This window comes from Sphingobium sp. JS3065 (assembly GCF_026427355.1).
Classification (GTDB): domain Bacteria; phylum Pseudomonadota; class Alphaproteobacteria; order Sphingomonadales; family Sphingomonadaceae; genus Sphingobium.
The window spans coordinates 806,983-821,153 of record NZ_CP102664.1 but is presented as its reverse complement, the minus strand read 5'-3'; the positions used below and the strand labels follow the sequence as shown (position 1 = coordinate 821,153).

Annotated in this window: 12 protein-coding genes and 1 tRNA gene; 5 read left to right on the top strand and 8 right to left on the bottom strand. The window is 61.0% G+C overall.

Translation table 11 applies throughout. The annotated features are described in order from the left end of the window. The first annotated feature begins 61 nt into the window (after positions 1 to 61). A complete protein-coding gene (gene glnA / locus NUH86_RS04030) occupies positions 62 to 1,474 on the top strand; it encodes a type I glutamate--ammonia ligase (protein WP_267251397.1) in 1,413 nt (470 codons plus the stop codon). A gap of 270 nt (positions 1,475 to 1,744) precedes the next feature. On the opposite strand, the gene NUH86_RS04025 is transcribed toward glnA, so the two are convergent. Beyond that, positions 1,745 to 2,428, bottom strand: a complete 684-nt coding sequence (locus NUH86_RS04025; protein WP_267251396.1) for a histidine phosphotransferase family protein — start codon at positions 2,426 to 2,428, stop codon at positions 1,745 to 1,747. A 95-nt stretch (positions 2,429 to 2,523) separates the two neighbouring features. Further along, positions 2,524 to 2,922, bottom strand: a complete 399-nt coding sequence (locus tag NUH86_RS04020) for a M67 family metallopeptidase (protein WP_267251395.1) — start codon at positions 2,920 to 2,922, stop codon at positions 2,524 to 2,526. Positions 2,923 to 2,939: 17 nt separating this feature from the next. Here NUH86_RS04020 and NUH86_RS04015 point away from each other — a divergent pair, with 17 nt between their 5' ends. From NUH86_RS04015 to mtgA, 3 genes are all read left to right on the top strand, one after another. Further along, the gene (locus tag NUH86_RS04015) at positions 2,940 to 3,890 is read left to right on the top strand and encodes an RluA family pseudouridine synthase (protein ID WP_267251394.1); all 951 of its coding nucleotides are present in this window, start codon (positions 2,940 to 2,942) and stop codon (positions 3,888 to 3,890) included. 75 nt (positions 3,891 to 3,965) lie between these two features. After that, positions 3,966 to 4,880, top strand: coding sequence for an RNA polymerase sigma factor RpoH (rpoH, locus tag NUH86_RS04010; protein WP_267251393.1), 915 nt, complete (start codon positions 3,966 to 3,968; stop codon positions 4,878 to 4,880). Between the two features lie 148 nt (positions 4,881 to 5,028). Next, entirely contained in the window at positions 5,029 to 5,727 is a 699-nt protein-coding gene (gene mtgA / locus NUH86_RS04005; protein ID WP_267251392.1) for a monofunctional biosynthetic peptidoglycan transglycosylase, read from the top strand. A gap of 51 nt (positions 5,728 to 5,778) precedes the next feature. On the opposite strand, the gene NUH86_RS04000 is transcribed toward mtgA, so the two are convergent. The 6 genes from NUH86_RS04000 to NUH86_RS03975 form a co-directional block, all read right to left on the bottom strand. Beyond that, the gene (locus tag NUH86_RS04000; protein ID WP_267251391.1) at positions 5,779 to 8,355 is read right to left on the bottom strand and encodes a TonB-dependent receptor; all 2,577 of its coding nucleotides are present in this window, start codon (positions 8,353 to 8,355) and stop codon (positions 5,779 to 5,781) included. Positions 8,356 to 8,716: 361 nt separating this feature from the next. Then, positions 8,717 to 9,985, bottom strand: coding sequence for an ATP-dependent Clp protease ATP-binding subunit ClpX (gene clpX, locus NUH86_RS03995; protein ID WP_007685071.1), 1,269 nt, complete (start codon positions 9,983 to 9,985; stop codon positions 8,717 to 8,719). 133 nt (positions 9,986 to 10,118) lie between these two features. Further along, complete coding sequence (gene clpP, locus NUH86_RS03990; RefSeq protein ID WP_267251390.1) at positions 10,119 to 10,754, bottom strand: ATP-dependent Clp endopeptidase proteolytic subunit ClpP; 636 nt, start codon at positions 10,752 to 10,754, stop codon at positions 10,119 to 10,121. Between the two features lie 92 nt (positions 10,755 to 10,846). Beyond that, the gene (locus tag NUH86_RS03985) at positions 10,847 to 11,824 is read right to left on the bottom strand and encodes a glycosyltransferase family 2 protein (protein WP_267251389.1); all 978 of its coding nucleotides are present in this window, start codon (positions 11,822 to 11,824) and stop codon (positions 10,847 to 10,849) included. Between the two features lie 176 nt (positions 11,825 to 12,000). Further along, positions 12,001 to 13,605, bottom strand: a complete 1,605-nt coding sequence (gene tig / locus NUH86_RS03980) for a trigger factor (RefSeq protein ID WP_267251388.1) — start codon at positions 13,603 to 13,605, stop codon at positions 12,001 to 12,003. 70 nt (positions 13,606 to 13,675) lie between these two features. After that, positions 13,676 to 13,760 (bottom strand) — tRNA-Leu (locus tag NUH86_RS03975). 141 nt (positions 13,761 to 13,901) lie between these two features. Between NUH86_RS03975 and NUH86_RS03970 the strand changes: the two genes are divergently transcribed. Beyond that, a complete protein-coding gene (locus NUH86_RS03970) occupies positions 13,902 to 14,093 on the top strand; it encodes a hypothetical protein (RefSeq protein WP_267251387.1) in 192 nt (63 codons plus the stop codon). Positions 14,094 to 14,171 lie beyond the last annotated feature (78 nt).

Genomic DNA, 14,171 nt, shown 5'->3' with positions numbered 1-14,171 from the left:
CCTGGCGGACGCATATCAACCGGCCCCTTCGGGGGGGTATTTGAAAGAAGGGCAAGTTCACATGGCCAACACGCCTAAAGACATCCTGAAGATGATCGAAGAAAAGGAGATCGAATGGGTCGATGTCCGTTTCACCGATCCCAAGGGCAAGTGGCAGCACCTGACCATGGTCGCTTCGGTGCTGGGCGAGGATGAACTGACCCAGGGCCTGATGTTCGACGGTTCTTCCATCGAAGGCTGGAAGACGATCAACGAATCGGACATGATCCTGAAGCCCGACCTGGACGCCGTCTATGTCGATCCGTTCAGCGCCACCCCGATGCTGATCCTGTTCTGCGACATCGTGGAACCCGACACCGGCGAACTCTACACCCGCGACCCGCGCTCGACCGCCAAGCGCGCCGAAGCGTTCGTGAAGTCGGCCGGCTTCGGCGACACCGTCTATGTCGGTCCGGAAGCCGAATTTTTCATGTTCGACGATGTGCGCTTCGAGAGCGACTATTCGCAGAGCTATTTCAAGATCGACGACATCGAACTGCCGACCAACACCGGCAAGGAATATGAAGGCGGCAACCTGGGTCACCGTCCGCGCGCCAAGGGCGGTTATTTCCCGGTCGCTCCGGTCGATCCGGCCACCGACATCCGCGCCGAGATGGTTTCCACCATGCTCGAAATGGGCCTGCCCTGCGACAAGCACCACCATGAAGTGGCTGCTGCCCAGCACGAGCTCGGCCTGACCTTCGGCACGCTGGTGCAAACTGCCGACCGCATGCAGATCTACAAATATGTCGTGTGGAACGTCGCCCAGGCCTATGGCAAGACCGCGACCTTCATGCCCAAGCCGATCGCACAGGACAATGGTTCGGGCATGCACACCCATATGTCGATCTGGGATGGTGGCAAGCCGCTGTTCGCGGGCGAAGGCTATGCCGGCCTGTCCGACATGTGCCTTTACTTCATCGGCGGCGTCATCAAGCACGCCAAGGCCCTGAACGCCTTCACCAACCCGACCACCAACAGCTACAAGCGCTTGGTGCCGGGCTTCGAAGCGCCGGTTCTGCTGGCCTATTCGGCCCGCAACCGTTCGGCCTCCTGCCGTATTCCCTACGGCGCGGGCGCCAAGGCGAAGCGGGTGGAATTCCGCTTCCCCGACGCGATGGCCAATCCGTACCTCTGCTATTCGGCGCTGCTGATGGCGGGCCTCGACGGCATCGAGAACAAGATTCATCCGGGCGCCGCGATGGACAAGAATCTCTATGATCTGCCGCCGGAGGAACTGAGCCAGGTGCCGACCGTCTGCGCTTCGCTGCGTGAAGCGCTCAACAGCCTGGAGGCCGATCACGACTTCCTGCTGAAGGGCGACGTGTTCACCAAGGACCAGATCGAAGCCTATATCGAACTGAAGTGGCCCGAAGTGTACCGCTGGGAAATGGCTCCCTCGCCGGTCGAATTCGACATGTATTACAGCGCCTGATCCTTTCGGGACTGTTCGGAAAAGAGGCCCGGTCGCGAAAGCGGCCGGGCCTTTTCCTTGCTCCGGACTGGAAGAAACAAGCCTTCGATCCCAAACCGCTTCACCGCATGGGAAGCAAGGCAAAGCGGGAAGGCCCGCCTACCCCATCGCTTATGATGCTGGGAAAAGCCCTGAACGGCGCAGTAAATGCCAAGGGCGAAGGCAATGGCCCGGCCCCTTGCCCGCCGCCGCTATCATAGCCCTGCTGGCAGAGGAATTGCGGGAAACCGCTTAATATGCGTCCGGAATGGATGCCCCGAACAGCAGTACCGGCTCGCCAGTCGGCGACAACGCGACATCGCCGCCCGCGCTCGTCACCAGCGCTCGCACCATCCAGGCCGCAGACGTCCGCGAAGCCAGCCCTTCCGGCGGCAATGTCCCCGCCAGCGCCGCCCGCAAATCGGGATCGAGCACCAGCTTCGGCCCCTCCGCCCGCACCACGATTTCCGTGACGCCCGGCCGCTTTTCCGCGCCAATGTCGAGTTGCCCGCCCCGCACCAGCGCATCGCCCGCGATCAGCGCCAGGTTCAGCAGCACCTTCACCGGCAGCTTGTCGAGCATATCGTCCTCGACCAGCCAGCCGATCTTCACCCGGCCGGAAGCGGCGAACATGCCCTCTATCGCGACACGCGCCTCATGCGTGGGCACGGCGTCCCCGAAACCGCCCGCCGATCCGAAGGCCAGGCGGAAGAATTTCAGCTTGTTGGCCGAAGTCTTTGCGCTGTCCGCCAGCAGATCCAGGCAGCGCTGGCGCATTTCCGGGTCCGTCTCATCCGCCATCAACTCAAGCCCGTTGTTGAGCGCACCCACGGGGCTGAGCAGGTCATGGCACAGCCGCGAACAGAGCAGGCTGGCAAATTCGATGCTGCCGGTATCGATACTGCCAGAAGCGATACTGTCTGTCGGATGGGTCATGAAGTTTCACTGCCGCCGGAAAAAAATCAGGAAGGGAATGAAAGGCTAATGCGCTGCCCCGCCGCATGATGCAAGCCCGGCCCACCGCCTTTCGCTCACATGATAACCAGCGAAGCCTCAACAAAGCGTGCATTTTCATGCTCGCCCGCGGAAACCCAGAGTCGCGCCGCGCCGCCCCCGACGATCAGCCACAAACTGCCGTCCGCGACGGCGCAGGCCGCATCGGTGACGGACGGAACCGGCACACCCCCCGGATGCGAATGATAATGTCCCACGATCCGCGCCCCGCCCGCCCGTGCCGCCCGGTGCGCCGCGATCAGCGCCGCCGGATCCAGTTCGAAATGCCGCGCCGCATCGGGCGCTACATTGGCGGCGGGCCGGATCGCGTCGATCCGCCCCGGCTCGCCCAGCAGCAGGCCGCAAACCTCATTCGGCTCCGCCGCCGCTTCGGACATGATTTGTTCCAAAAGGACTCTTGCAATCCTGACCTTCATTCCTACATCCCTACGCAATGGTTCCGGGGGTTTCCATCATTGAAGCGACGATCGGCGAGGCGCAGGACGGCATGCGGCTCGACAAGGCGCTTGCCGAGCTGGTGCCCGACCTGTCGCGCGAACGGCTGAAGGCTCTGATCGTAGAGGGTCAGGTGTCAAGCGCAGGCCCCACCCCCAATCCCTCGTTAAAAGTGGCGATGGGGCAAGCCTTCGCCATCACCCTCCCTCCCCCGGTCGCGGCGGAGGCGATCGCGCAGGATATTCCGCTCGCCATCGTCCATGAAGACGCCGACCTGATCGTCATAGACAAGCCTGCAGGCCTGGTCGTCCATCCGGCGGCGGGCAATCTGGACGGTACGCTGGTCAATGCGCTGCTCCATCATTGCCAGGGCCAATTGTCCGGCATCGGCGGCGTGGCGCGGCCAGGCATCGTCCATCGCATCGACAAGGATACGTCCGGCCTGCTGGTCGTCGCCAAGTCGGATCGTGCCCATGAAGGGCTGGCGCAGCAATTCGCCGCCCATTCGATCGACCGGCTTTATGCCGCGATCGTCTATGGCGTGCCTCAACCGGGCGCCGGCACGGTCGACACATGGATCGGCCGTTCCGACGCTGATCGAAAGAAGATGGCGGTTTGTCGGGAAGGACGCGGCAAACATGCCGTGACCCATTACCGGACATTGCAGAAGCTGCGTGGCGCGGCTTTGGTCGAATGCAAGCTGGAAACCGGGCGGACGCATCAGGTTCGCGTCCATATGACGCATCTGGGACACCCCTTGATCGGCGACCCGGTTTACGGTAGAGAGAGGAAAGGTTTCAAATCGATACTGGAAACGCTGAGTTTCAAAAGGCAGGCATTGCACGCGAAAAGGCTGGGGTTCATACATCCTGTAACGGGTGAGGCACTCAGCTTCGACAGCGAACTCCCTGCCGATATGCAGGAACTGTTAAGCGAGCTTCACGTATAGATTTGGATAAGTTTGCGACGGCGCTTCGAACGCCTCTTCTGGGTTCCGCCGCGCATGAAAGGGAAAGGTGACGACATGGCCGGAAAGACCAATGTCCCCGCGGTTCCAGCGCTGGGCGGTGAAGCCAGCCTCAACCGCTATCTGTCGGAAATCCGCAAATTTCCGATTCTGACGCCCGAGCAGGAATATATGCTCGCGAAGCGCTATGCCGAGCATGCCGATTCGGAAGCGGCCGCGCAGCTCGTGACGTCGCATCTGCGCCTGGTGGCGAAGATCGCCATGGGCTATCGCGGATACGGCCTGCCGGTCAGCGAACTGATCAGCGAGGGCAATATCGGCCTGATGCAGGGCGTGAAGAAGTTCGAGCCGGATCGCGGTTTCCGCCTGGCGACCTACGCCATGTGGTGGATTCGCGCCTCGATCCAGGAATTCATCCTGCGGTCCTGGTCGCTGGTGAAGATGGGCACGACCGCCGCGCAGAAGAAGCTTTTCTTCAACCTGCGCCGGATGAAGAACAATATCGAAGCCTTCGAGGATGGTGACCTGCATCCCGACGACGTCAAGAAGATCGCGACCGATCTGGGCGTCACGGAGGAGGATGTCATATCCATGAACCGCCGCATGGCGATGGGCGGCGACACGTCGCTCAACGTGCCGATGCGCGAGGATGGCGAGGGGCAGTGGCAGGACTGGCTGGCCGACACCGATCCGTTGCAGGACGAGCGTGTCGCCGCCCAGCAGGAAAGCGAACTGCGCCACGACATGCTGGTGGAGGCGATGGACGACCTCAACGAGCGGGAGAAGCATATTCTTGCCGAACGCCGCCTGGCCGAAGAACCCAAGACGCTGGAGGAACTGTCCCAGGTCTATGGCGTATCGCGGGAGCGTGTCCGCCAGATCGAGGTACGGGCCTTCGAAAAGCTGCAAAAGGCGATGATGCGGATCGCAGGCGACAAGCTGGGCAAGATCACCCGTCTCGCCACTGCCTGAGTTCCTCCACAGAGAAAAAAATGGCCCCGGAGCGATCCGGGGCTTTTTTATGATCACAGAAACGGTGCTCGTCCCACCACCCGCATCGCCCTGTATCCGCCCAAAAGCGAGGACTTGAACCGTCCGGCAATCACGTTACCACGACGTTATGACCGCCCCAAAATCCGCCTCCCCCAGACGCCGTTCGCGCTGGCTCCGCCTCGCCTTCAAAATCCTCGGCGGGTTTGTCGCCCTGTCTCTGCTGATGGTGGTGATCTACCGTTTCATCCCGCCGCCAGTGACATGGACGATGATCTTCGATCCCCATGGCATCACCAAAGACTGGATGAGCCTGGACGAGATGGACCCGGACATGGCCCGCGCCGCCATAGCCGCCGAAGACAGCCGCTTTTGCAGCCATCACGGCTTCGACGCCGTCGCCATCGCCCAGGCCATGCGCCACAATGCCAGCGGCGGCCGTATCCGGGGCGGCTCCACCATCAGCCAGCAGACGGCGAAGAATGTCTTCCTGTTCCAGGGCGGCGGCTTCATCCGCAAGGGTCTGGAGGCCTGGTTCACCCTCCTGATCGAAGCGATCTGGGGCAAGCGCCGGATCATGGAGGTCTATCTCAACGTCGCGGAAACCGGCATCGGCACCTATGGCGCCCAGGCCGGCGCGATCCGCTATTTCCGTCACGGCGCCCAGCACCTGACCCGCGCCGAAGCGGCCCGTTTGGCCGCCGTCCTGCCGCTTCCAAAGAAGCGCAAGGCCATCGATCCGCACGGCTTCACCCGCCGCTACGGCAACAGCATCCGCGCCCGCATCGGCATCGTCCAGCGCGACGGGCTGGATAGCTGCCTGAAATAGGAAAGGGCGCGGATTTCTCCACGCCCTTCCTTTTCACACCGGAACGGTCGTTCAGAAACCGAACACCACCGAGCCGATGAAGGTGCGCGGCGAACCGATCTGCACGAAGGGCAGATTGTTGGCCGCGACAAAGCCCGCATCGAGACGCCCGTCAAACCCGCCATAATAGAGCTTGTCGAACACATTGCTGACATTGAGCTGCAAATAGGTCTTGTCGCCCATCCCCAGCGGCGCAAGGCTGAGGCGCGCGTCCAGATCGACCAAAGTATATGCCGGAGCCTTGGCGTCCATGACCTGCGTGCCGCCGCTGACAGCCACGCCACCGATGATGGTGCCGCCCAGGGTGAACGGACGGTTGAGATCGTTGACATAGCGCGGGCCTGTCCGCTTCACCTGCACGCCCAGTTCGACCGGACCCAGCGTCGCCTGCGCCCGACCGCCGATGGAGTAGACCGGCGCACCAGATTCCCGCTTGCCACTGGTCTGGGCATAGATCGGATCACCCGCCGCCGCGCAACCCGCAATACCCGCCAAGACGTTTGCGGCAGTGCATTCGCCGTACAACACGTCATCCTTGATCTTCGACTTCAGATAGGAACCGAAGGCATAGAAGATCAGTTCCGGGATCGGACGATAGGACAGGCTGCCGTCGATGCCATATTTGTCGACGCGCCCCAAATTCCGGTACAGTGTGCGATCCGTCTCCGGGTCATAGGCCGACGCCAGACGGTTCTGGTAGATGGTGTACCAGAGCGATAGCTGCGCCTGAACCTTGCTGCTGCGATACCGCACGCCCAGGTCGAAATTGTCCGTTGTTTCGGGCGACGGCTTGGCCGATGCTGTGTTCGGCGCGAAGAAGAAGCTGTTGTACAGATTGTCCGTACCGGGAACCTGCAAGCCCTTCGAATAGTTGCCGAACACACCCAGCGCATCGGTCACGTCATAGGTCAGGCCGATGTTCGGCAGAACCTTGTCATATTTGAAGACGCGGCGCTGCGGCCCCTGAACGGTCGGGTTGAGCGCCGCATATTGCGCCGCGCCCGCGCTGTTCGTGCCGAAACATTCGACAAAGCCGGTGGCGCTGGACGTCGCGCAGTAATTGTTGAGGTCGCGTTTGAAGAAAGGCGCGCGCACGCCAGCCGTGACCGTCAGCGCGTCGAACTTGCCGCGATATTCCCCGGCAAGCTGGTTCAGGATCGCCTTGGAGAAGCGATCGCGCTTCTGCAAGATAGAGCCCGTCGCATCCTTGAGCGGATTGCCCTCTTCCGGGAAAGCGTGCAGCGGCTGGCCGTCATTGCGCAGGAATTCGGTCTCGCCGGTCTGGCGATGCCGCGCATAATCAAGGCTGTAGGCAATGCGGACTGACTGATCCTCGGAGAAATTATAGCGCAGCGAAGCGATCAGGCCGTAGCGGCGGGTGTTGGTTTCGCTGGGCGCGAGCACGCGGATCGAGTCCAGCAGATCGCCGTCCCCATTGACGTCATAGCCGAAATAAGGGTTGCCGCCGAGGTAACCGACCGCATTGGTGACGCCGCTGCCCGAATCGATGTCGCGGAACCCTTCACGCGCAGTCGCCGTACCCCCGCCATTGGCACGAACATATTGGAAGCTGGGATCGACTGTCAGGATCAGGTCGTCGGCCAGCGTGAAGCGGGAATTGATGCGGATATTGCCGGTCTTCGACGGATTGACGCGCTCGTCGAAGGTCGAACCGCAATTGGTGGCGGCATCCGGAACGCCTGCGATCGCCGGCATCTGCGTGGTGCAATAGGGGATCACATAGTCGCGCTCGTCGCGAGCGTTCGGGAAGCGGCTGGGAACGGTGCCAACGCCGTCATTGCGGAACGTCACCGAACCGAAACGGTTATTATAGGCTTCGTTATAATGCGCCGCGACGGAGATGAAATCGCCATTGTCGCCAATCGGCTGATAGATTTTGGCATTATATTGCTGCTTGCTGATCTCGCCACGGCTATTGAAAATCGTGTCGTTGGTCGCCTTGCTGGCGGCGAAGAAGGCCTTGGTGCCCCAGGGCGTGAACACGCCGGTATCGATCGATCCGAACATGCGGAAGAAGGAAGAATCGCCGGCCGATCCGACCACCTTCACGCTGAAATCATCGGTGGGGTTGCGGGTGCGGTAGTTGACCGTCGATCCCGTCGCCGCGGCTGTGGGGCTGTCCACATCGGTCGTGCCCAGGTTGACGTTGACCTGCTCGATCAGTTCAGAATCAAGCTGCTGGCTGGAATAGATCGAATAACCGCCGGAATCGTTCAGCGGAACGCCGTCGAATGTCTGCGAGATGCGGGTATTGTCGAAGCCGCGAATATACATGGTGCCGCCAGCCGAACCGAAGGGATCGTTGTTCTGGAAACTGACGCCGGGCAGCAGGTTGATGATGTCGTTGACCGATTGCCCCGGAATCTGGCGCTCGATGATTTCCTGGTTCAGAACGCCACGGGCCTTGCTCGTTTCGGGCAATTCAACGCCGGCCAGCCCTTTCGGGGTCGTCGCGCCGGTCACGATGATCTCATTCTCAAAGTCAATCGAACCAGTCGACTGCGCAAATGCGGCAATAGGCGCAGCGACGACGACAAGCGCGGCGCTACACATAAGAAGCTGTTTCATCTGAACATTGTCCCTTTGAAAGTTTGGCGTGTCGCGCCGGCCCTATTTTGCTTTTTGGCGCTGGCGTCGCCTGTGGCGGCCGATGGCGACGGTCCTGTGATGCTCCGATTGCAGTTTTACGACAATATAATTGCCGCAAGCCATCAGACGCCTCTGCCAGACCAATCAACATCCAAGGGATCTAAATTATTCCGAATAAATTATTGATATTAAACAATTTAATCTGGTTTCACCGTCATAGTTTGACAGTGGTGCAATTTTGCAACGCAACAAGAATTTTTGTGCACTTGCGATACAGGCGATGAAAAAGGGGCCGGCGAAGCATCGCCGACCCCCAATTTCAAACCGTCAATGGATCGATTCAGGCCGCGTCTTCGGCCCGCTTGTCCTTCTCGCTGAACACGCGAATCGGTTCCTTGCTGCCCGCGACCACATCCTTGTCGACCACCACTTCCCCAACGCCTTCCATCGAAGGCAGGTCGAACATGGTGTCGAGCAGGATCGCCTCCAGGATCGAGCGAAGCCCGCGTGCGCCAGTCTTCCGTTCGATCGCCTTTTTGGCGATGGCGGTCAGCGCATCGTCGGTGAAGCTGAGTTCAACATTCTCCATGTCGAACAGCTTGGCATATTGCTTCACCAGCGCGTTCTTCGGTTCGACCAGGATCTTGACCAGAGCGGCCACGTCCAGATCTTCCAGCGTCGCGATGACCGGCAGTCGGCCGACGAATTCGGGGATAAGGCCGAATTTCAGCAGATCCTCCGGCTCGCTCTGGCGCAGCAATTCGCCGGTCTTGCGTTCTTCGGGGGCCGCCACATGGGCGCCGAAGCCGATCGACTTGGCTTCCAGACGATCACCGATGATCTTTTCCAGACCCGCGAACGCGCCGCCGCAGATGAACAGGATATTGGTGGTGTCGACCTGAAGGAATTCCTGCTGCGGATGTTTGCGGCCACCCTGCGGCGGAACCGACGCGGTCGTGCCTTCCATCAGCTTGAGCAGCGCCTGCTGCACACCCTCGCCCGACACGTCGCGGGTGATCGAAGGATTTTCCGCCTTCCGGCTGATCTTGTCGATTTCGTCGATATAGACGATGCCGCGCTGCGCCTTCTCAACATTATAGTCGGAGGCCTGGAGCAGCTTCAGGATGATGTTCTCCACATCCTCACCGACATAGCCCGCCTCGGTCAGCGTCGTGGCGTCGGCCATGGTGAAGGGCACGTCGAACGTCTTGGCCAGCGTCTGGGCGAGCAACGTCTTGCCGCAACCGGTCGGACCGACGAGCAGGATGTTGGATTTGGCCAGTTCCACCTCGCCCGGCTTGGTGCCGTGGTTCAGGCGCTTGTAATGGTTGTGGACGGCGACCGACAGAACGCGCTTCGCCCGGTTCTGGCCGATCACATAATCGTCCAGCACATCGCAGATTTCCTGCGGGGTCGGCACGCCGCCATCCTTCTTGCCGACGAGACCGCCCTTGGTCTCCTCGCGGATGATGTCGTTGCACAGCTCCACGCACTCGTCGCAGATGAACACGGTCGGCCCCGCGATCAGCTTACGCACCTCATGCTGCGACTTGCCGCAGAAGGAGCAGTAAAGCGTGCTTTTAGAATCGGAGCCCGTAAGCTTAGTCATTCGCCAATCTCTCTTCCCTCTTTCAGGCGGACTGCCGCCTCAAGCGAGGGATATGGTGGTCCCAGGATCATCCTAGACCGCGACGCGCCCGTTTCACAAGGGGAGAAAAGGGCGCGTGCGGCAAACTTGGTTTTTAACCTTCGGCCGTGTCCGCGATGGCTGGACGGCGGTCGAACACTTCGTCGACCAGGCCGAACGCCTTGGCCTCCTGCGCCTCCAGGAAGGTGTCGCGGTCCATCGCCCGTTCCACTTCCTCCAGCGACCGGCCGGTATATTCCACATAGAGATTATTCAGGCGGCTGCGGATTCGTAGGATTTCCTTGGCCTGGATCTCGATGTCCGACGCCATGCCCTGCGCGCCGCCGGACGGCTGGTGCACCATGATGCGGGCATTGCTGAGCGCGATGCGCTTGCCCGGCTCACCGGCGGCGAGCAGGAAGCTGCCCATGGAGGCGGCCTGACCGATGCAGACGGTGCCGACCTGGGGCCGGATATATTTCATCGTGTCGTGGATCGCCATACCCGACGTCACCACGCCGCCGGGCGAGTTGATGTACATCCAGATGTCCTTCTTCGGATTTTCCGACTCAAGGAACAGCAACTGCGCCACGATCAGCGAGGCCATATGATCCTCTACCTGACCGGTGACGAAGATGATCCGTTCACGCAGAAGGCGCGAAAAAATATCGAAGCTGCGCTCGCCCCGGTTGGACTGTTCGATAACGATGGGGACCAGAGCGGCCATGGGATCGGACATGATATCGGTCATTTTGCTCTTTCAGGGTGATTGCTTTTGCCCGTCCACTACATCGGGACAAAATGCAGACTGTTCAAGGGGGCGCGTGCAACGCAGATTGATCGTCAGTCGCGGCGGGCGAAATCCGACGGCGCCTTGAAGGCGAGATAGGCCAGCCGTCGCACCTCCCGCCGCCCGCGCACGACGGTATCGAGGATGAGGCCGCACATGCCCGACAAGGTGGCGAGAATCATGAGGCCCGTCACCAATATGGCGGTGGGAAAGCGCGGCACAAGGCCGGTCTTCGCATAAGTGAGGATCAGCGGCGCCGCCAGAATAAGCCCCGTAGCCGCCAGCAGCGCGGCGATGATCCCGAAGAAGAGGACCGGCCGTTCGATGCGATAAAGCGTGATGATCGTCCGCAATATGCGCCACCCGTCGCGATAGGTGGAAAGCTTGCTCACGGACCCTTCCGGCCGCGCGCCATAGGCGGTGACCACCTCCGCCACCGGCATGGCGAGTTCCAGCGCATGGACGCTGATTTCCGTCTCGATCTCGAAACCGGCGGACAGAACCGGGAAACTCTTCACGAACCGGCGGGAAAAAACGCGGTAGCCCGAAAGAATATCGGTGAAGCTGCGTCCGAAAAGCTGTTTCAAGAGGCTGGTGAGCGCCCAATTGCCGAAGCGATGGCCCCGGCGATAGGCTTCCTCCATCTCGCTCCGGCGCGAGCCGACGACCATGTCGAGATTATCCTCCAGCATCGCCGCAACCATCTTCGGCGCGGCGGCAGCCTCATAGGTCGCGTCGCCATCGGCCATGATGTAGATATCCGCATCCACATCCGCGAACATGCGGCGCACCACATGGCCCTTGCCCTGCTGAGCGACGCGGCGGACGATGGCCCCTGCCCCGGCCGCCAGTTCACGGCTGCCGTCGCTGCTATTATTGTCGAACACGTAGATTTCAGCGGAAGGCAGTGCGCGACGGAAATCCTCCACCGTCTGCACGATGGCACCTGCCTCATTATAGCAAGGCAGGATGACGGCGATCCGTGGGCTTGCGATCCCCTGCTCGCTGTCCACTGCCGGAAATTCCTTCATCAACCCACAAACCTTTTTTGCCCTTGCCCCGCCCCGGAAACCTGTCGTGCTTTGGCCAACCCTCGCTGAGATGACGGAATGTCATTAACATTTCACCTGCCATGTCGCGGCACAAATGAAAAGCGCCCGCGCTTCCTAGCGAAGCCGGGCGCTTATTCAGTCAGACTGAAACGGCCTTATTCAGCCTTGGCGGCGGCCTTCTTGGCAGGAGCCTTCTTGGCCTTGGGCTTTTCCTCGGCAGCGGATTCCTCAACCACGGCCTCGTCCTTCTTGGCAGCAGCCTTCTTCGCCGGAGCCTTCTTTGCAGGGGCTTCGTCAGCAGCCTCAGCAGCCGGAGCCTCTTCGGCCTCAGCAGCCTTCTTCTTCGGAGCTGCCTTCTTCGCCTTGGGCTTCTCGCCATGATCATGGTCATGGCCGCAATCCGGACCATGGACATGCGGCTTCAGATCGCCGTCTTCGGCTTCGATCGCGGCTTCCAATTCCTCACGGCTGACAGCGCGGTCCGTGATCTCGGCCTTTTCGAACAGGAAGTCGACCACCTTGTCTTCATAGAGCGGGGCGCGAAGCTGGGCGGCGGCCATCGGATCCTGCCGCACATATTGCACAAAACGCTCGCGATCCTGCGGGCTGTATTGCTGCGCGGCCTGCATGATCAGACGGTTCATTTCCTGATCGTTGACGACCACGCCGTTGGCCTGACCGATTTCGGACAGCAACAGGCCCAGGCGGACGCGACGCACGGCGATGCCGCGATAGTCTTCCTTCTCCGCTTCCATCTCGGCCAGGGCGGCTTCCGGATCTTCCTCATGGGTCGCTTCATGCTGAAGCTGCGCCCAAATCTGGTTGAATTCGGCTTCCACCATGCTCGGCGGCACGTCGAAATCGTGCGAAGCGGCGAGCTGGTCGAGCAGCTTGCGCTTCATATAGGTGCGGGTCAGGCTGTTATGTTCCTGCTCGATCTGGCCCTTCAACAGTTCCTTGAGCTGTTCCAGACCTTCCAGACCCAGCGACTTGGCGAAATCGTCGTCCAGCTTGGGCTTATCCGCGTCCAGGATCGACTTGACCGTGATGTCGAAGGTCGCTTCCTTGCCCGCCAGATGCGCCGCGCCATAATCTTCGGGGAAGGTGACGGAGATGGTCTTCTCGTCGCCCTTCTTCACGCCGGCCAACTGCTCCTCGAAGCCCGGAATGAACTGGCCCGAACCGATCTTCAGCTTCACATCCTCGGCCGAACCGCCTTCAAAGGCCTCACCGTCGATCTTGCCGACGAAATCGATGGTCAGCGTGTCGCCGTCCTTCGCCTTGTGGCTGGCGGCATGTTCTTCCAGCGCGCCCTGCTGGGTCGCGATGCGGCCTGCGGCCTCCTCGACCTGCGCATCGGCGACTTCGACGGTCAGGCGCTCCAGCTTCAAACCTTCGACGCTCGGCGCGGCGATTTCCGGCAGCACTTCCAGCGCGACCTTGACTTCCGCGTCCTTGCCGAACTCGAAATTCTCGTCCAGCTCGACGGAGGGCTGCATCGCCGGACGCAGTTTCTGGTCCGCGATCAGCTTCTGGATGCTGTCCTGGATCGAATTGTTGAGCGCGTCGCGCTGCAACGATTCGCCGTGCATCTTCTTGACGAGATTGGCAGGCACCTTGCCGGGGCGGAAGCCGGGCATGCGGACCTGTGGCGCGATGGCCGCCACTTCCTTTTCCACGCGGGCGTCGATGTCCTTCGACGTGATGGTCACGGTGTAGGCGCGCTTCAGGCCCTCGTTCAACGTCTCGACAGTCTGCATCTCTTCTCTCAAACGCTTTCTTAAAGCTGAAATTCGTTGGCGCCTGGCGCTGGTCCACGTTCTGGCGCACTGGTGCGGGCGAAGGGACTCGAACCCCCACATCTTGCGATACCAGAACCTAAATCTGGCGCGTCTACCAATTTCGCCACGCCCGCATCGGTCGCCGGTCGGCGCGGCATAGAGAAAAGAGTCTCGGGAAGCAAGGCCCAGAGGTCACGCCTGTGGATAACCGGTGGATAAGTCGGTCAGGAACCCACGGGATGGCCAAACGTATCCTTCAAGAAGGAGATACGGTCATGGCCACCCAACCCGATCCCACCCCGGACGGCGTCCCGCCGCCCGACATCATCGAACCGCAATCGCCCCCGGAAACGCCCGCGCCGGACACGCCGGATGAGACACCCGCCGGGCAGCCGCCGGAAATCGTTCCGGAAGGACCGGATTTCGACCAGCCGGACCGCGCCCCGCCGGAAATCCCGCCAGGCTGATCGACGCATTTCTGCAACAGAGGGTCAGTTTTCCACAGAAACGGGAAATAATGCCAGCGCAATCGCTGGACAGGCCCC